The sequence below is a fragment of the Streptomyces sp. MA5143a genome, from assembly GCF_900290235.1.
Lineage (GTDB): Bacteria > Actinomycetota > Actinomycetes > Streptomycetales > Streptomycetaceae > Streptomyces.
The window spans coordinates 109,226-126,111 of record NZ_OLMK01000043.1; the positions used below are offsets into that span (position 1 = coordinate 109,226).

Consider the following 16,886-nt stretch of genomic DNA (forward strand, 5'->3'; position numbering starts at 1 on the left):
ACTGACGGTACGTCAACTACCGTGCGCCCGTATGGAGTCCACGAGGCGTACGGTCGCGCAGCTCGTCGCCGACCGGTGGGGCGACCACCGGCCGGGGCTGTGGTTCGAGGACGAGGTGCTCACCCATCACGAGGTCGCCGCCGGTGCCGCCGCCCGCGCGGCCCTCCTCGCCGACCTGCTGCCACCCGGCGCCGAGCCACACCTCGGCGTCCTCCTCGACAACACCCCCGAGTACCCGCTGTGGCTGAGCGCCGCCGCCCTCGCGGGCGCCGCCGTCGCCGGGATCAACCCCACCCGCCGGGGCCCCGAACTGGCCCGCGACATCCTCCACACCGAGTGCCGGGTCCTCGTCACGGAACGCGCCCACCTGCCGCTCCTCGACGGCCTGCACCTGCCCGGTGTGCGGATCCTCGTCACGGACACCGAGGAGTACACCGCCCTCGTCGCCCCCTACGCGGGCGCCGAACCCGACCCTGACGGGGCCACCCCGTCCCATCGGCTCCTGCTCTACTTCACCTCCGGCTCCACCGGCGCCCCCAAGGCCGCGATCTGCTCGCAGGGCCGGCTCGCGGCGGCAGGCCGGGCCCTCGTCGACCGCTTCGGTGTGGCGCGGGACGACGTGCACTACGTCTGCATGCCGATGTTCCACGGCAACGCCGTCATCGCCGACTGGGCACCCGCCCTGGTCGCCGGGGCGGGCGTCGCCCTGCGCCGCAGGTTCTCCGCCTCCGGCTTCCTGGACGACGTACGCGCGTACGGCGCCACGTACTTCACCTATGTCGGCCGGGCCGTGAGCTATGTCCTCGCCACCGAGCCCCGGCCCGACGACCACGACAACCCGCTGCGCACCGGCTTCGGCACGGAGGCGGGGGCCGTGGACGCGGCGGCCTTCGAGCGCCGCTTCGGGGTGCGGCTCGTCGAGGGGTACGGCTCCTCGGAGGGCGGGGCCGCGATCCAGCGGACACCGGGGACCCCGCCGGGCGCGATCGGTCGGGCGGCACTCGGCGACGACCTCGCCGTGGTCGACCCCGAGACCCGCAAGGAGTGCCCGCCGGCCGTCTTCGCCGAGGACGGCCGCCTCCTCAACGGCACCGACGCGATTGGGGAGCTGGTGAACCGGGGCCCCAACCCGTTCGAGGGCTACTGGCGCAACCCCGAGGCGGACGCGGCCCGCCGCCACGACGGCTGGTACTGGACCGGCGACCTCTTCTACCGTGACACGGGCGGCTTCCTCTACTTCGCCGGCCGCACCGACGACCGCCTCCGCGTCGACAGCGAGAACCTCGCCGCCGCCACCATCGAGAACATCCTCGCCCGCTACGAGGGCGCCGACGCCGTCGCCGTCTACGCCGTCCCCGACCCGGTCGCCGGGGACCAGGTCATGGCGACCATCGCGGGCACCTTCGACCCGTACGGCTTCACCGAGTTCCTCTTCGCCCAGCCCGACCTCGGCACCAAGATGACCCCCCGCTTCGTCCGCGTCGTCCCCCGTATGCCCGTCACCGCCACCAACAAGATCCAGCGGGCCGCCCTGCGCCGGGAGGGCTTCCGCTGCCCCGACCCCGTCTGGTGGCGGCCCCCCGGCAAGTGGGCGTACCGCAGGCTCACCGCGGTGGACCTCGCGACCCTGGTCACCGAGTACCGGGCACGGGGCCGGGAGGAACTGCTGACCCGATAGCCGGGCCGGTGGCCGAAGGCGCGCACGGCCACCGGCCGGACCCACCCGGAGGTAGGGCTGGACCCACCCCCGAACACCCCCTGTCCGTATGGTCGTTGCCGGGCGCCGCCGCCTACCGTGAGCCCATGATCCGAACGGTCGTACGGGACACTCCGGGCGCGGTGGCGTACCTGCTGAGCGGGGTGCTGGTGGGCGTGCCCCTGCTTCTGCCGCTCCTCGTCCTGGGCGCCCTCGGCCTCGCCCTGGCCCCCCTCCTCGTGGGCCTGCCGCTGCTGGCCCTGCTCGCCCTGTCCGGTGTCCCCGTCGGGGCCCTGGAGCGCCGACGGCTGCTCGTCACCCGCACACCCCCGCCGCCCGGCCCGCACGCCACCCCCGTCGAACCCGGGCTCGGCGCCTGGGCGCGGCTGCGGTTCACCGAGCGGGCGACCTGGCGGGAGCTGGCGTACACCCTGCTCCTCGGGTTCGTGCTGTGGCCGCTGGACGCGCTGGCGCTGTGCGCGGCGGTGGCCGTGCCCGGCGCGCTGATCGGGGCGCCCGTCCAGCTGGCCCTCTCGGGCGGCGACACCCGCATCGTCAAGCTCTGGCTGATCGACACCCAGGGCCAGGCCCTGCTGTGCGCGGCCGCCGGACTCGCCCTCGTCGCCGCCCTGCTGGGGCCGCTCACCCTGTACGCCCGGGCCCGCGCCGGGGTGGCGCGGTTGCTGCTCGCGCCCAGTCAGGCCGAGGGGGAGCGGCGGCTGGCGGAGGTGACCCGTTCGCGGGCCCGGCTGGTCGCCGCCTTCGAGGCGGAGCGGCGCCGCATCGAGCGCGATCTGCACGACGGCGCCCAGCAGCGACTGGTGTCCCTGAGCATGACGCTGGGCCTGGTCCGGCTGGACGCCCCGCCGGAGCTGGCCGACCGGCTCGCCGCAGCGCACCGGGAGGCCGACCAGGTCCTCGGGGAGCTGCGGGAGTTGATCCACGGCATCCATCCCCAGGTCCTCGCCGACTACGGTCTCCCCGACGCCCTCGCCGACGCGGCCGACCGGTCCGCCGTGCCGGTCACGGTCGACGCCGACCTGCCGCGGTTCGCCGAGTCGGTGGAGTCCGCCGCGTACTTCGCGGTCCGCGAGGCGCTCGCCAACGTCGGAAGGCACAGCGGCGCCGGACACGCCTGGGTCACCGGACGCTACGCGGGCGGGCGGCTGAGCGTGGAGGTACGGGACGACGGGCACGGCGGCGCCGACCCGGCCGGCGGCACCGGCCTCACGGGTCTCGTCGACCGGCTCGCCGTCCTCGATGGGACACTGACCGTCCACAGCCCGGCCGGCGGCCCGACCGTCCTGTCCCTGGAGATCCCGTGCCCCACGCGCTGAAGATCGTGCTGGCGGAGGACAGCGTCCTGCTCCGCGAGGGGCTCGTCGGGGTGCTGGCCCGCTTCGGCCACGAGGTCGTCGCGGCGGTCGGCGACGCGGAGGCCCTCAGACGGGCGGTGGTGTCGCACGGCCCCGATCTCGTCGTCACCGATGTCCGGATGCCGCCGGGGCAGAGCGACGAGGGGCTGCGTGCCGCCCTCGACCTGCGCGCCGCGAACCCGTCCCTGCCCGTCCTCGTCCTCAGCCAGTACGTGCAGCGCGCCTACGCCGCCGACCTGCTGGACACGGGGGACGGCACCGGCGTCGGCTATCTCCTGAAGGACCGCATCGGGCAGGTCGAACAGTTCGCGGAGGCGGTCGACCGGGTCGCGGCCGGCGGCACGGTCGTCGACCCCGAGGTCGTACGCCTGCTGCTGCGCCGGCGAAGTGATCCGCTGGCCGCGCTGACCCCGCGCGAGCGGGAGGTCCTCGCCCTGGTCGCCGAGGGCAAGTCCAACGCGGCCGTCGCCCGCGACCTGGTCGTCACGGAGGCCGCCGTCGGCAAACACATCGGCAACATCCTCGCCAAGCTCGCCCTCCCCCAGGCCGAGGACACCCACCGCCGGGTGCTGGCCGTGCTGGCGTACCTGAGGGCATAGCAGAAGGCCCCTCGCCGAAGCGAGGGGCCTTCTTTCGGTGCGCCGCCAGGGACTCGAACCCCGGACCCGCTGATTAAGAGTCAGCTGCTCTAACCAACTGAGCTAGCGGCGCAGACTCTGTCGCTTTTCGCTTTCGCGGCTGGCGACAGAGAAAATACTACCTGGTCCTGGGGGGTGCCTTCGACCACGTAAACGTGACGTGGATCTCCGCTCCGTGAGGGCCCTAGATCGCCAGTGAGAGAAGGACCGGTGCCGCCCCCCGGTTCAGGGTGTGCGCCGCCTGGCGGAGCCGGTGCGCGTGTTCCAGGGGCAGCGACAGCGCGAGACAGCCGACGGAGGAGCCCGCGGTGATGGGGACGGCCGCGCAGACCGTGCCCGGCGCGTACTCCTGGAGGTCGAGGACCGGGACCGTCGGCGACTGGGCGTCGAGTTTGCTCAGCAGCAGCCTCTCGTTGGTGATCGTGCGGGACGTGAGCCGGGCCGGCCGGTGCCGGGACAGGTGGTCCCGCCGGGCGTTGAGGTCGAGCTGGCCCAGCAGGCTCTTGCCTATGGCGGTGGCGTGGGCCGCGGACCGGAAGTCGACCCACTGGTGGACGGCGGGTGTGCCCGGCCCCTCGGCGCAGCCGGTGACCTTGATCTCCCCGTCCTCGTAGCGGCTGATGTAGACGGCGGCGCCCACCGAGTCCCGCAGTCGGTCCAGGGTGCGCTGGAGCTGCTCGCTCAGGGCCTGGTCATGGCCCTGGGCGGAACCCAGCCTGGCGAGTGCGACTCCGGTGACATAGGCGCCGTCGGTGGTCTGCTCCACGTATCCCTCGCGGCGCAGCATCAGCAGGAGCGCGGTCAACCGCTCGCTGCCGACGCCGGTCCGGCGGGCGATCTCGGCGTCGGTGACGCCACCTGCGTGCCGCGCCACCGTCTCCAGGACGCGCAGCGCGTCCTGGGCCGAGTGGTTCGGCGCGGTCGGCTCGTGCTTGAGCGCCACGGTTTCCCCCTGCGCTTCTCGGGCCGTTTTTCGGACAGCTTGCCGTGTCCCACGATACGGCCCAAGGGGCTTACGCGCAGGGGTTGTTCGGCAGAAAATCCGGGGGGCCTCGGGCCTCTCAACTGGTGGATCAGCACTCTGGCATATGCCTGAGTCATGGCCCGACGGCCCCACCTCGGACGTTCCGCCGTGTTCGTCCGCTCACGGCACGTAATCAGAGGACCGCGCCGAGGAACTCCCGTGTGCGTTCGTGCTCGGGTTCGCCGAAGATCTTCTCGGGGCTGCCCGACTCGATGACCTGGCCGGAATCGAACATCAGAACCTGATCCGAGATGTCACGGGCGAAGTTCATCTCATGGGTCACACAGAGCATCGTGATGTCGGTGGTGCGGGCGATGTCCCGGAGGAGATCGAGCACACCCGCGACCAGCTCGGGGTCGAGCGCGGACGTCACCTCGTCGAGGAGCAGCACCTGCGGACGCATCGCCAGGGCGCGGGCGATGGCCACCCGCTGCTGCTGCCCGCCGGAGAGCTGGGTCGGGTAGGAGTCGCACTTGTCGGCGAGCCCGACCATGTCCAGCAGCTCCACGGCGCGCGCCTCGGCCTCGTCCTTGGACAGGCCGAGGACGGTGACCGGTGCCTCGGTGATGTTGCGCAGCACCTTCATGTTGGGGAACAGGTTGAACTGCTGGAACACCATCCCGATGTTCTTGCGGACCTCGCGGCACTGCTTGTCGCTCGCCGGGAACAGCCGCTGCCCGCCGACGGTGATCGTGCCCTCGTCGGGCTTGGTCAGGGTCATCAGCAGCCGCAGGATCGTCGTCTTGCCGGAGCCGGACGGACCGATCAGTGTGACGTGCTTGCCGGCGTCGACCGAGAAGTCGAGCCGGTCCAGCACCGTGTTGCTGCCGAATCGTTTGGTCACGTTCTCGAAGCGGATCAGCTCGGCGTGGTCCACGGCACGGTCGGCGCGGGAGCCGGCTTCCTTCAACAGCGGGGTGTCAGCGGACAAGACGACGCTCCAGGGTTCGCAGGAGGACGGAGGCGAGATAGGAGACGACGATGAACGCCACTCCGATGACGGTCAGGGGCTCGGTGAAGCGGAAGGTCTCCTGGGAGTAGAGCCGTGCCTCGCCGAGCATCTCCGGGACGGTGATCACCATGAGGATCGGGGTGTCCTTGAGCATCGAGATCACGTAGTTGCCCAGCGCGGGCACCACCCGGCGGACCGCCTGCGGCAGGATCACCACCGTCCAGGTGCGCCGCAGCGGCAGGTTCAGCGCCGTCGCCGCCTCCCACTGGCCCACGGGCACCGCCTCGATACCGGCGCGGTAGACCTGCATCGTGTACGTCGAGTAGTGCAGCCCGATCGCGAAGACACCCGTGGTCAGCGCCGAGAACGTCAGGCCCCACTCGGGCAGCACGTAGAACAGGAAGAACAGCTGCACCAGCAGCGGGGTGTTCCGGACGAACTCCGTGAAGACCCCGACCGGCCAGCTCACCCACCGGGTCGGCGTCCGCACGAGCAGCGCCCACACCAGCCCGAGCGCGAACGACACGACCGAGCCCAGCGCCAGCGCCTGGAGGGTGACGATCAGGCCGTCCCGGAAGTGCGGGAGGAAGTCGACGACCGCGTTCCAGTCCCAGTTCATCACGCACCACCTCCGGCGCCCGCCGTCTCGGGTACGCGCGCGGGTGCCGCGTCCGCCTTCTTCGCCGGCGCCCTGCCGACCCCGGCCTTCAGCCGCCGCTCCAGGGCCCGCATGGCCCGGGTGAGCAGGAAGGCGATCACGAAGTAGATGAGCAGGATGTACGTGTAGATCTCCACGCTCTCCTGGAGCGCCAGCCGCACCAGGCTGCCGCTGAAGGCGAGGTCGCCCATGCCCATGATCGACACCAGTGCCGTGCCCTTGAGCAGCTCGACCAGGAGGTTGGCGAAGGGCGGGATCATCTCCGGCACCGCCTGCGGCAACAGGATCAGCCGCATCCGCTGCCACGGGGAGAAGCTCAGCGCGATCCCGCCCTCGCGCTGCGCCGGGTCCACGGAGTTCAGGGCGCCGCGCACGATCTCGGCGCCGTACGCCCCGTAGGTCAGCCCGAGGGCGAGGACGGCCGCCCACATCGGCACGAGCTGCCAGCCGAAGGCCAGCGGCAGCACGAAGTACACCCAGAAGATCATGATCAGCGCGGAGGTGCCGCGGAAGACCTCGGTGTAGACGCCCGCGAGGAAGCGGACGATCCACCGGCGGTCGACCCGCGCGATCCCCACGGCGAAGGCGACGGACGTGGCCAGCAGCCCGCCGAACACCAGCAGTTGCACGGTGACCCAGACACCGCGCAGGACGAGTTCCCACAGGCCCGACGTCATGCGCGACAGAGCTCCCGCATCGTGAGGTCGGTCATCTCGACCTTCGTGAACCCGAACGGCCGCAGGACCCTGAGCAGCTCGCCGCTCTCCTTCATCTTCCGCAGCTCGGCGTTGAAGGCGTCCCGCAGCCTCGTCTCGGTGCGCCGGAACGCGAAGCCCGCGCCGTCCACCCGCGGCTTGCCGTCGACGCGCGCGGCGAACGGCTTGGTGGCCTCCGCCCCGCGGGACTTCTTGACGACCTCACGGGTGGTCAGGGACGTCCCCGCGAACACGTCGACACGGCCCGCCTCGACGGCGTTCATGCCCGCGACCTGGTCGGGGACGATCACGATGTCGCTCTCCGGGTAACCCGCCTCGACCGCGTGCTCGATCTGCGCGTACCCGGAGCCGGTGGCGAACCTGGCCTTGGCGCGGATCACGTCCGCGTAGTCGTTCAGGCCCTTGGGGTTGCCCTTGCGGACCACGAACGCGTCGAGCATCTGGTGGTCCGGCTCGGAGAAGATGACCTGCCCGCAGCGCTCGGGGTTGATGTACATCCCGGCGGACACCACGTCGAACTGCTGGGAGTTCAGGCCGGGTATGAGCGAGCCGAACTCGGTGGGCACGGGCTGGACGCGTTCCACACCCAGCCGCCGGAAGATGATCCTGGCCACTTCCGGCCCCTCGCCGGTCAGTTCGCCGTTCGTGTCGATGTAGCCGAACGGGATCTCCCCGGCGATACCGAGCCGCGCCACGCCCTGCGCGCGCAGCCGGTCCAGCAGGTCACCCCCCTTCACACCGGAGGCGGAGGCGACCCGGCTGCACCCGGCGGCGCCCAGCGCGCCCGCGGTCGCGAGCGCGGACGCGCCGACGAGCAGCGCGCGGCGGCTGGGGTCACGTGGGGTGCCGGTTCTTCCGGAACTCTTCGTTGCTGGAGCCATGGGCGCGCGGCTACCCGACCCCATGCGATGTATTCGGGCCATCCGTGGCCCCTTCACGACCCCCGCACACACCGTGCCGCGGGCCCCGGCCTCCCTGGGCCTTGTCCGCGGCGGCCGCCCGCGCCCCTGGACCAGCGGGGCGCGGGACCCGCCCGGGACGGCACCCGGCACCCGGCACCGTCGGGTCGCTTCGCCGGCTCACGCCTGCACGATCGGTTCCCTCGTGAACAGGGCGCCCAGCTCCGGGGCGTTCACCCTGCGGTCGGCCAGGCGCAGGGCCTCCCAGACGCTCACCTGGGTCGCGGTGAGGACCGGCTTGCCCAGCTCCTTCTCCAGGACGGGGAGGTGGGAGGCGGTGCGCAGGGCCGTGTCGGGCAGCAGGAGCGCCTCGGCGTCGGGACGGTCCGCGTCCCGGGCGAGAGCGAGGATGTCGTCGACGGTCCAGGCGCCCACCTCCGCCGCCGTGGCGACATCGGCCCCGCGCGCGGAGACGACCTCCAGCCCGCCCGCCGTCAGGAAGTCGACGAAGAGGCGGGTCACGTCGTCCGGGTACGTCGCGGCGACGGCCACCCGGGCCGCGTGCACCTCCCGCGCCGCGTGGACGAACGCGAAGGCCGTGGAGGAGGCGGGCAGGCCCGCCGTACGGGCCAGGGCGCGGATCTGCTCGTGGGCACCCTCGTAGCCGAGGACGAAGCTGCCGCCCGCGCACGCCCAGACGACCGCCTCGGCGCCGGACAACCGCAGGGCCTCGCAGCCCGCGGCCAGCCGCTCGGGCGCGCCCATCTCGCGCAGTGCGTCCACCCGGTGCGGGTCCTCACCGACGTCGATCCGCGCCAGGTCGACCCGGATGTCGCTGCCCAGGAGCTGCTCTATGCGTGGATAGTCGTCCTCGGCGGAGTGGCCCGGGTGGAGGAGTCCGAGAGCGGTCATGCCCAACCTTCCTGTTCTTCCGGCCGAGGCCGGCGGTGGTGTGACGGCCCCGCACCGGACGCCTGCCTGGCCGACTCGTCGAGCAGAGCCTGGTACGGACCCACGGCCCGGGTACCCAGGTGACGCACCGCCGCCCCTCATCGTCACCTGGTTGGCCGAGAGAGCGCGGATCCACGCCCCGCGCCGGCCTCACCCAGAGAGAGGCGTCGGCGACGGATCGTGTGCAAGTCCATGTTGACGGCGGGAGGTTCGGGTGCGAGCGTGTCCATCAGTGCACGTCACACGCATCCCACGGGGCCGATCGGGTCGCATCCCGCCACGATCCGCGCTCGGTCCAGGCCGCACTACGGACGGTTTCCCACCGATATGACCGCGACGCGCAGACCGACGCTCCTCGTCCTCGACGCCGAGCCCCGCCCCCGGCTCGGGCGCCTCACGGGACGGGCGACGATCGAGTACACCGACGCGTCGACGCTGCCCGAGCGGCTGCCGCACGCCGATGTGCTGCTCGTGTGGGACTTCACCTCCCACGCGGTACGGGACGCCTGGCCCGGCGACGGCCCCCGCCCCCGCTGGGTGCACACGGCGAGCGCCGGAGTCGACCACCTCCTGTGCCCCGAACTCGTCGCCTCCGACACGGTGGTGACGAACGCGCGCGGCATCTTCGACGAACCCATCGCCGAGTACGTCGCCGCGCTCGTCCTGAGCATGGCGAAGGACCTGCCGCGCAGCTGGGAGCTCCAGGGGCGCCGGGAGTGGCGCCACCGCGAGACGCTGCGCGTCGCGGGAAGCCGCGCCTGCGTGGTCGGGTCGGGGCCCATCGGGCGTGCGATCGTACGGTCGCTGAAGGCGATCGGCGTGCACAGCGCCCTCGTCGGCCGGGTGGCGCGCGTGGGGGTCCACGGCCCCGAGGACCTCGACCGGCTGCTCGCCCGCGCCGACTGGGTGATCGCGGCGGCGCCGCTGACGGAGGAGACCCGCGGCATGTTCGACGCCCGCCGCTTCGGCGTCATGCAGCCCTCCGCGCGCTTCGTGAACGTGGGCCGCGGACAGCTCGTGGTCGAGGACGCGCTCGTGGACGCCCTGCGCCGACGCTGGATCGCGGGGGCGGCGCTGGACGTCTTCGACCGGGAGCCGCTGGCGGGGGACGACCCGCTGTGGGACGTACCCGGCCTGATCGTCTCGCCCCACATGAGCGGCGACACGGTGGGGTGGCGGGACGCCCTGTCCGAGCAGTTCGTGGAGTCGTACGGCCTGTGGGAGGCGGGGCGGAGGCTGCCGCATGTGGTGGACAAGGGGAAGGGGTATGTGCCGGGCGCCTAGTGGCTCGGGGGCGCGCGGTTCGTTGGCGGGTGCGGGTGGTTCGTGGTTTCTCGCGCAGTTCCCCGCGCCCCTGAAGGGAACGGGCCTGCGGCCCGCCCCTTCATATGAAAAGCACGGGGCGCAGCCCCTGCTTTTCAGGGGCGCGGGGAACTGCGCGACAAGCCCCCACTCACCGCACCCGCCAACGAACCGCGCACCCCCGAACTATGAGGCGCCCGACCGTCCCACCTCACCCCACCCGGAATAACCGGAGCCCCCCTCCTGTTAACCCCCGGCGTAACCCAGAACCGCCGTGAACAGCAGGAGGCCCCGCCGTGACCGCAGACGAGATCCGAGGCAAGAAACACGGCACCGCCCCGGCCCCGCTCTCCGTCCTCGACCTCGTCACCGTCGGCGCCGGCCGCACCGCCACCGACGCCCTGCGCACGAGCGTCGCCCTCGCCCGCCGGGCGGAGGACCGCGGCTACCACCGCTACTGGGTCGCGGAACACCACTCCATGCCGGGCGTGGCCTCCTCCTCCCCGGCCGTGATCCTCGCCCACCTCGCGGCCCACACCACCCGCGTCCGCCTCGGCTCCGGCGGCGTGATGCTCCCGAACCACGCCCCCCTGGTCATCGCGGAGCAGTTCGGCACGCTGGAGGCGATGGCCCCCGGTCGTGTCGACCTCGGCCTCGGCCGCGCCCCCGGCACGGACGGTGCCACCGCCGCGGCCCTGCGCCGGACGGCCCGGCTCCACGAGGGCGCCGACGACTTCCCCGAGCAGCTCGCGGAGCTGACCCGGTTCCTGGACGACGACTTCCCCGACGGCCACCCCTACCGCCGTGTCCACGCGGTGCCGGGCCCGGTCCAGGGCACGTCGCCCGGCGGTGTGCAGTCCCCGCACCGCCCTCCGATCTGGCTGCTGGGCTCCTCCGGTTTCAGCGCCCGTCTGGCCGGCGAACTCGGCCTGCCGTTCGCCTTCGCGCACCACTTCTCCGCGCGGAACACGATCCCGGCCCTCGACCTGTACCGCGAGACGTTCCGCCCTTCCGCGGTCCTCGACGCCCCGTACGCGCTGATCGGTGTCTCCGCCCTCGCCGCCGACGAGGAGAAGGAGGCCCGCCGCCAGGTCAGGGCGGCCGCCCTGAACATGGTCCGTCTGCGCACCGGCCGCCCCGGCCTCGTGCCGACCCCGGAGGAGGCGGAGGCGTACCGGTTCAGCGCGGTCGAACAGGACTTCATCGACTCCTGGAACGCCGATGTCATCCACGGCTCCGTCGACGAGGTCCGCACCCGTCTCGACGACCTCCACAAGCGCACCGGCGCCGACGAGCTGATGCTCACCACCCACGCCCATAGCCCCGACCTGCGTCTGCGCTCCTACGAACTGATCGCGGACGCCTACGACCTGCCGCGGGTCCCCCGTACCGACGGCGATCGGTGAGCGGCCTCGGGCCCGGGGCCCGTACCGAGGGCAGTCGCTAGGCGGCCTCAGGCCTGGGTGCAGGTCGCGGTGCCCAGCAGTTCGCCGATCCGTTCGGGCGACACCGCGCGGGAGTACAGCCATCCCTGTCCGGTGTCGCAGCCGAGTCTGCGCAGCCGGGAGGCCTGGGCGTCGGTCTCCACGCCCTCCGCGGTGACGGTCAGCCCGAGCCGGTGGGCGAGCTGGACGAGGGCCTCGACGATGATCTCGTCGGCGGGGTTGGGCACCCCGTCGTCCCCGGTCCCGCCCTCCTGCGGCGTCTCGTACTGGAAGCCCCGGACGAACGCCCCGTCCAGCTTCAGCACGGACACCGGCAGCCGGCTCAGGTACGCGAGGTTGGAGTAGCCCGTGCCGAAGTCGTCGATGGCGATACGGACCCCCATGTCGCTGAGGGCCTTGAGGGCCTGCAACGGGCGGCCGGCGGAGCCCATCAGCGCGGACTCGGTGAGTTCCAGCTGGAGCAGATGCGGGGCGAGGCCCGTCTCGGAGAGGATCTCGGCGACGTCGGCGACGAGGTCGGAGTCCCAGACCTGGCGCACGGCGACGTTGACGCTGACGAAGATCGGCGCCCGGCCGGGGTGGTCGAGCTGCCAGCGGCGGGCCTGTCGGCAGGCGGTCGCGAGGATCCAGCGGCCGAGCTGGACGATCGAACCGTCCTCCTCCGCCAGTGAGATGAACCGATTCGGCGTCAACAGACCGAACTGCGGATGGTGCCAGCGCACCAGGGCCTCCACCCCGCGCACCTCGCCCTGCGCCATCCCGACCAACGGCTGGTACTCCAGCACGAACTCGCCCCGCCCGATGGCCGCCCGCAGTGTGGACGACAGCGCCTGACGGGTCATCCGGTGGGCGTTGCGCTCCGGGTCGAACAGCGTCCAGCGGGACTTGCCGTCGGCCTTCGCCCAGTACAGCGTCGTGTCGGCGGCCTGCATCAGCCCGGTGGCCGTGGTGCTCGCCGACTGTCGTTCCACGACACCGATCGACGCCGACACGGACAGCCGCTGCCCGGCGAGGTCGAAGGGCGCCTGGAGGGTCCTGAGCACGGACTCGGCCAGGTCGGCGAGTTGTTCGGTGCCGGTGGAGTCCTCGACGAGGACGGCGAACTCGTCGCCGCCGAGCCGGGCCACCAGCGGGGCCGTGGCCGGCGCGCCCGCCGAACGGCCGTACGCCGCCGCCTCCGCGCACCGGGTGAGCCGCTCGGCGACGGCCGAGAGCAGCCGGTCGCCGACCCGGTGGCCGAGGGTGTCGTTGACCGCCTTGAACCCGTCGAGGTCCAGATAGACCAGGCCGATCCTGCCGGTGCCGGGCTCCTCGTAGGCGTCCCGCTCCAGGGCGGCGGCCAGCCGTTCGAAGAACAGGGTGCGGTTGGGCAGCCGGGTCACCGGGTCGTGCAGCTGCAAGTGCTGGAGTCTGGCCTGAAGTTGTCGGTTGGCGCTGATGTCGGTCACCGAGAGCAGGACCGCGCCCTCCTCCTCGGGCAGCGGCGCCACCGACACCTGGACCCACAGGGAGGTCCCGTCGGGCCGTTTGAGTCGGCGTGTGCAGCGCAGCCGGGCCTGCCGGCCGCGCAGCACCTCGCGATACGCGTGCCAGGTGCGGGTGTCCGCGGCGAGGTCGACCAACTCGGCCGCGACGCGCCCCGCGAGCGGCCCGGCCGCCCCGTTCCCCAGCAGGGTCTCCATCGCCGCGTTCGCGGTGACGACCCGTCCTTCGCGGTCGACGACGGCCATGGCCAGCGGCGCCGCGGAGAAGGCGGAGGGAGTGCTCTCGACCACCGCTCGGGCCGACGCGTCCGCCGTGCCCGACGCCGCTGACACATCTGACGCCTCGACGTGACGCTCTGTAGTCGCTGACCGGACGAGGTCTGCCGCGGGCGCCGGCCCTTGGGACGTTCCGCTCACCGTTCGCTCCCGCAGTGCACTCGTTTTTCGTACGGATCTCGATTGTGTCGTCGGAGCGGCCGAACTAAGTGCGAAGGGCGCTCTGGCCGTGTCCGTGCAGGAAAGTGTGCCGATCATAGAGGTTGCCCCCAGGGCCTTCTAGCCACTCTCCAGTCTCCCTGAACAACGACCAGATCTGACAGATCGTTTCTGCCCCGAGCTGAACGGCTTCCCGGAAGCGTCGACCGCTTGTGACGTTCCGTGAGTGCACGGGGTGTCGCCCCGAGGGGACTGTACGACCGTCCCTCACCCGTCTGATGTAGGCAAACAGGGCAAAGTACTACTAATTCGGAAAATCTGGACGCGGCGTCCCAAGACTCGCGTTCGGAGGTCCCCGTGCAGCGTCCGCACCCCTGGAAGGGGCCTCTCCGGCAGGGACTCCTCGACGGCCGTGTGCCCACGTTGCGCGGTACGGCGGCCATGCTGACCTCGCTGACCGCCCTCGCCGCGACCTCCCTGATCGCCGCCCCGTCGGTCGCCGTCCCCCTCTCCCAGGCATGTGCCCTGCGCAGGACCGAGGCGCATCACTCGGAGGGTCTGGACACCTGGAACGCCGCCTATCCGCGCCCCACGCGCGACCTCGACGCCGTACTGGTGTTCCTCTCCTTTCCGGACTCCACCCCCGTCACCTCCCCGGAACAGCTGACCGCCGATCACTTTCCGGAAACCAGTCAGTTCTTCGAACGCGCCTCCTACGGCAAGTTCGCCCTCCGTCCGCATCCGCACCGCCAATGGCTGCAGATGCCACGCCGCTCCACGTCGTACGCCATACGGCGGGACTGGAACGCGCCGCACCGGGCCGCCTATCTGAAGGACGCCCTCGCGACCGCCGACCCGCACATCGACTTCTCCCGCTACGACATCGTGTACTTCGTCGCCGACCCGCACGCGCCCGGCGTCGACTCGGACGCGACGAAGGTGGTGAATCTGGAGTCGCCCCTGGAGGTCGACGGGACGGGGCTGCGCCGCGTCGTCACCGTGTTCGAGAAGCACCCGCCGGACCGTCTGGTCCTCGCCCATGAGACCGGCCATGTCTTCGACCTGCCCGACCTCTACCACCGGCCCGTCGACGGCAAGGGCGACTGGGACACCCATGTCGGCGACTGGGACCTCATGGGCAGCCAGTTCGCCCTCGCGCCCGACTTCTTCGCCTGGCACAAGTGGAAGCTGGGCTGGCTCGAACCGCACCAGGTGGCGTGTGTGCGCGGTGCCGGTGTCACCCGTCTGACGCTGGAGGCGGTGGGAGCGGGACCGGCGCGGACGGGGGAGGGCACGGTGCGGGCTGCCGGGAACGCGGGAGGGGGAAGGGGCTCCGGCGGTGGCGCCTCGGGTGCCGCCGGCGCGGCGTCCGGTGACGGCGGGGCCACCGGTGACGGCGGGGCTGCTGGGGGCGGCGGGGGTTCCGGGGGTGTCGTGTCGGCCGGTGCGCGGGCGGCGTTCGGGGCCGGCCGGGGGACGAAGCTGGCGGTCGTCCCTACGGGCCCGGACAGTGCCCTCGGCATCGAGGTGCGGGGGGCGGTCGGCAACGACTCCTCCGTCTGTGCGGAGGGTGTCCTCGTCTACCGCGTCCGCAGCAGCGCCGAGTCCGGCAGTGGCCCCATCGAGGTGCTCGACACCCATCCGCTCACCGGGGCGTGCTGGGACGAGTCGGTGTACCCGCCCCTCGCGGACGCGCCGATGCGGGTGGGCGAGAGCTTCACGGTGCCCGGGGAGGGCGTGCGCGTCGAGGTGGAGGGCCGTACGCCGTCGGGGGAGTGGACGGTGCGGATCATGACGACGGGCTCGTAGGCCGGTCCGCAACGAAAGAAGCCCCTCGCTCTCGCGAGGGGCTTCTTCGTGTCGTGCGCCGCCAGGGACTCGAACCCCGGACCCGCTGATTAAGAGTCAGCTGCTCTAACCAACTGAGCTAGCGGCGCCTGCTGACGTCGTAGACCTTAGCACCCTGATCGGCGGGAGGAAAAATCGATATCCGCACGGTCGCGGAGGCCCTCGCGCGGGCCGCCCGCACGGCCGCCCAGAGCAGAACCTCGGGCCCCGGAAGCCAGGGCCGCGGCGTGTCGGGGGCGACGACCCAGCGGGATCCGGGCCTGGCGACGGGGAGTGCGCCGGCGTCGCCACGGCCGCCGCCGCTGGGCTCCGGGGTGTGGAGGGGCTCCGCGGGGTGGAGGGCCGGGACGGTGAGGGCCGGGACGGTGACCGTGTCGCCGGTGCCGTGGCAGAGGAGGGGCGGGACGGCGCCCGTGCGGCCGGGGGAGCCCCATTCCTCCCACTCCAGCAGGGTGGGCAGGCGGTGGGCGGTGCCGGGGGAGGCGAAGAGGAGCATCCGCCCGCGGTGCACGGCCACCGGGCCGGATCCCGGTCCCTCGGACCACAGCCGGTCGAGCATCCGCCGCCCGAAGAGGGCCGGCGCGCTGACCACGTCGAACACCGTCCCGCACGGCAGCACCAGCGGAGCGGCCCGCCGCTCCTCCCGGCGGGCCGCCGAGGTGCGCCGCGGATACGTTCCTGCCGAGGCCAGCCATGCGGCCCCCTCGGCCGTCACCCCGGTGACGTCGACCCGGTCCTGTGGATACCTGCCCGCTTCCGTCCCAGCGCTCATGTCTCCATGTCTACCGGCCGTCACCAGCTGATTGCCCAGGGTTGCGGGAATGCCGTACGGGAGCGGGGCACGTGGGGTATCTTGCCCGCCCGGCATATGCCACGGGGTGTTTCGCGGTCGGCCGGAGGGTGGGATACGGCGGCTCAGAGGGTGTCCGGGCCGCTCACGTCGCGCCCCCGCAGCAGGTCCCGCCCGAAGTCGACCATCTTCTTCGCGTAGTCCTCGGTCCACTCCGCCCGCTCCGCGATGTCCGCCGCGGTCAGACGGTCGAACCGCCGGGGATCGGCCAGCTGGGCCGCCGCGATCGCCTGGAACTCCACGGCGCGGTCCGCCGCCGCCCGGAACGCCTGAGCCAGCTCCGTCGACCGCGACAGCAGCGCCCGCGGATCGTCGATCGACTCGAGATCGAAGAAGTGCTCGGGGTCGCCGGCCGCCTCCGCCGGCTCGAAGAGCAGGGGCGCGGGGCGTAGCCGCGGTTCGTGCCGACGCGGCGTGGGCTCCGCCATGTCTTCTCCTCCTCGTACGACGGTGCACGGGGCCTGTCCCCGGGGTGTCCCCCGGACGGGCCACCGTCCATTGTCACGTGACCGCGCAAGTAGGCATAGAAACAAGCCGCCCCCGACCACGCGCCCCTACCCCACCGCGCGCCCACGACTACGACATCACGCGGTGTTCCCCCAGCTCCGCAGA

Annotated in this window: 15 protein-coding genes, 2 tRNA genes and 1 pseudogene; 6 read left to right on the top strand and 12 right to left on the bottom strand. The window is 72.3% G+C overall.

All coding sequences use genetic code 11. The features are described 5' to 3' along the window. Positions 1 to 31: 31 nt before the first annotated feature. The 3 genes from SMA5143A_RS20450 (at position 32) to SMA5143A_RS20460 (ending at position 3,671) form a co-directional block, all read left to right on the top strand. Positions 32 to 1,678, top strand: coding sequence for a long-chain-fatty-acid--CoA ligase (locus tag SMA5143A_RS20450; RefSeq protein ID WP_107464334.1), 1,647 nt, complete (start codon positions 32 to 34; stop codon positions 1,676 to 1,678). Positions 1,679 to 1,803: 125 nt separating this feature from the next. After that, a complete protein-coding gene (locus SMA5143A_RS20455) occupies positions 1,804 to 3,033 on the top strand; it encodes a sensor histidine kinase (protein WP_107464335.1) in 1,230 nt (409 codons plus the stop codon). Then, on the top strand, positions 3,018 to 3,671 hold the full coding sequence (locus SMA5143A_RS20460; protein WP_107464336.1) for a response regulator: 654 nt from the start codon (positions 3,018 to 3,020) through the stop codon (positions 3,669 to 3,671). The genes SMA5143A_RS20455 and SMA5143A_RS20460 overlap by 16 nt, the downstream gene beginning before the upstream one ends. Before the next feature lie 38 nt (positions 3,672 to 3,709). On the opposite strand, the gene SMA5143A_RS20465 is transcribed toward SMA5143A_RS20460, so the two are convergent. The 8 genes and pseudogenes from SMA5143A_RS20465 to SMA5143A_RS44005 form a co-directional block, all read right to left on the bottom strand. Further along, positions 3,710 to 3,783: transfer RNA gene (locus SMA5143A_RS20465), tRNA-Lys, on the bottom strand. Between the two features lie 111 nt (positions 3,784 to 3,894). Continuing rightward, positions 3,895 to 4,653, bottom strand: a complete 759-nt coding sequence (locus SMA5143A_RS20470) for an IclR family transcriptional regulator (protein ID WP_107464337.1) — start codon at positions 4,651 to 4,653, stop codon at positions 3,895 to 3,897. A gap of 214 nt (positions 4,654 to 4,867) precedes the next feature. Continuing rightward, positions 4,868 to 5,644 (bottom strand): ectoine/hydroxyectoine ABC transporter ATP-binding protein EhuA, encoded by a 777-nt coding sequence (ehuA, locus tag SMA5143A_RS20475; protein ID WP_107464439.1) that lies wholly within the window; start codon positions 5,642 to 5,644, stop codon positions 4,868 to 4,870. Between the two features lie 10 nt (positions 5,645 to 5,654). Next, entirely contained in the window at positions 5,655 to 6,305 is a 651-nt protein-coding gene (gene ehuD, locus SMA5143A_RS20480) for an ectoine/hydroxyectoine ABC transporter permease subunit EhuD (RefSeq protein ID WP_107464338.1), read from the bottom strand. Next, complete coding sequence (ehuC, locus tag SMA5143A_RS20485; RefSeq protein ID WP_107464339.1) at positions 6,305 to 7,021, bottom strand: ectoine/hydroxyectoine ABC transporter permease subunit EhuC; 717 nt, start codon at positions 7,019 to 7,021, stop codon at positions 6,305 to 6,307. Before ehuC ends, ehuD begins: the two co-directional genes overlap by 1 nt. Next, positions 7,018 to 7,941, bottom strand: coding sequence for an ectoine/hydroxyectoine ABC transporter substrate-binding protein EhuB (gene ehuB / locus SMA5143A_RS20490; protein ID WP_258193640.1), 924 nt, complete (start codon positions 7,939 to 7,941; stop codon positions 7,018 to 7,020). The genes ehuC and ehuB overlap by 4 nt, the downstream gene beginning before the upstream one ends. Before the next feature lie 198 nt (positions 7,942 to 8,139). Then, positions 8,140 to 8,871 carry a maleate cis-trans isomerase family protein gene (locus tag SMA5143A_RS20495; RefSeq protein WP_107464341.1) on the bottom strand — a complete coding sequence of 244 codons (732 nt, stop codon included), beginning with the start codon at positions 8,869 to 8,871 and terminating at the stop codon, positions 8,140 to 8,142. Further along, positions 8,868 to 9,042, bottom strand: a pseudogene (locus SMA5143A_RS44005) (decarboxylase); the annotation flags it as partial. The pseudogene SMA5143A_RS44005 and the gene SMA5143A_RS20495, both read right to left, overlap by 4 nt. A 195-nt stretch (positions 9,043 to 9,237) precedes the next feature. Between SMA5143A_RS44005 and SMA5143A_RS20505 the strand changes: the two are divergent. Further along, positions 9,238 to 10,194: a D-2-hydroxyacid dehydrogenase gene (locus tag SMA5143A_RS20505; RefSeq protein WP_107464342.1), complete on the top strand. Its 957-nt coding sequence runs from the start codon at positions 9,238 to 9,240 to the stop codon at positions 10,192 to 10,194. A gap of 314 nt (positions 10,195 to 10,508) precedes the next feature. Beyond that, entirely contained in the window at positions 10,509 to 11,618 is a 1,110-nt protein-coding gene (locus SMA5143A_RS20510) for an LLM class flavin-dependent oxidoreductase (protein ID WP_107464343.1), read from the top strand. A 47-nt stretch (positions 11,619 to 11,665) separates the two neighbouring features. Here the strand turns inward: SMA5143A_RS20510 and SMA5143A_RS20515 are convergent, their stop codons facing one another. After that, positions 11,666 to 13,387, bottom strand: coding sequence for a putative bifunctional diguanylate cyclase/phosphodiesterase (locus SMA5143A_RS20515; protein ID WP_375136528.1), 1,722 nt, complete (start codon positions 13,385 to 13,387; stop codon positions 11,666 to 11,668). A gap of 546 nt (positions 13,388 to 13,933) precedes the next feature. Here SMA5143A_RS20515 and SMA5143A_RS20520 point away from each other — a divergent pair. Further along, on the top strand, positions 13,934 to 15,385 hold the full coding sequence (locus tag SMA5143A_RS20520) for a M6 family metalloprotease domain-containing protein (RefSeq protein WP_375136525.1): 1,452 nt from the start codon (positions 13,934 to 13,936) through the stop codon (positions 15,383 to 15,385). A gap of 54 nt (positions 15,386 to 15,439) precedes the next feature. On the opposite strand, the gene SMA5143A_RS20525 is transcribed toward SMA5143A_RS20520, so the two are convergent. From SMA5143A_RS20525 to SMA5143A_RS20535, 3 genes are all read right to left on the bottom strand, one after another. Further along, positions 15,440 to 15,513 (bottom strand) — tRNA-Lys (locus tag SMA5143A_RS20525). Then, the gene (locus SMA5143A_RS20530) at positions 15,504 to 16,196 is read right to left on the bottom strand and encodes a hypothetical protein (protein ID WP_107464345.1); all 693 of its coding nucleotides are present in this window, start codon (positions 16,194 to 16,196) and stop codon (positions 15,504 to 15,506) included. Before SMA5143A_RS20530 ends, SMA5143A_RS20525 begins: the two co-directional genes overlap by 10 nt. A gap of 143 nt (positions 16,197 to 16,339) precedes the next feature. Continuing rightward, positions 16,340 to 16,702: a hypothetical protein gene (locus SMA5143A_RS20535; protein ID WP_055515894.1), complete on the bottom strand. Its 363-nt coding sequence runs from the start codon at positions 16,700 to 16,702 to the stop codon at positions 16,340 to 16,342. Between the last annotated feature and the right edge of the window lie 184 nt (positions 16,703 to 16,886).

Excerpts from the sequence above, each read along its gene's own strand:
- SMA5143A_RS20515 (WP_375136528.1), bottom strand. The coding sequence starts at position 13,387 with ATGGCCGTCGTCGACCGCGAAGGACGGGTCGTCACCGCGAACGCGGCG.
- ehuB (WP_258193640.1), bottom strand. The coding sequence starts at position 7,941 with ATGGCTCCAGCAACGAAGAGTTCCGGAAGAACCGGCACCCCACGTGAC.
- SMA5143A_RS20535 (WP_055515894.1), bottom strand. The coding sequence starts at position 16,702 with ATGGCGGAGCCCACGCCGCGTCGGCACGAACCGCGGCTACGCCCCGCG.
- SMA5143A_RS20505 (WP_107464342.1), top strand. The coding sequence starts at position 9,238 with ATGACCGCGACGCGCAGACCGACGCTCCTCGTCCTCGACGCCGAGCCC.
- SMA5143A_RS20495 (WP_107464341.1), bottom strand. The coding sequence starts at position 8,871 with ATGACCGCTCTCGGACTCCTCCACCCGGGCCACTCCGCCGAGGACGAC.
- SMA5143A_RS20455 (WP_107464335.1), top strand. The coding sequence starts at position 1,804 with ATGATCCGAACGGTCGTACGGGACACTCCGGGCGCGGTGGCGTACCTG.
- SMA5143A_RS20530 (WP_107464345.1), bottom strand. The coding sequence starts at position 16,196 with ATGAGCGCTGGGACGGAAGCGGGCAGGTATCCACAGGACCGGGTCGAC.
- ehuD (WP_107464338.1), bottom strand. The coding sequence starts at position 6,305 with ATGAACTGGGACTGGAACGCGGTCGTCGACTTCCTCCCGCACTTCCGG.
- SMA5143A_RS20450 (WP_107464334.1), top strand. The coding sequence starts at position 32 with ATGGAGTCCACGAGGCGTACGGTCGCGCAGCTCGTCGCCGACCGGTGG.
- ehuC (WP_107464339.1), bottom strand. The coding sequence starts at position 7,021 with ATGACGTCGGGCCTGTGGGAACTCGTCCTGCGCGGTGTCTGGGTCACC.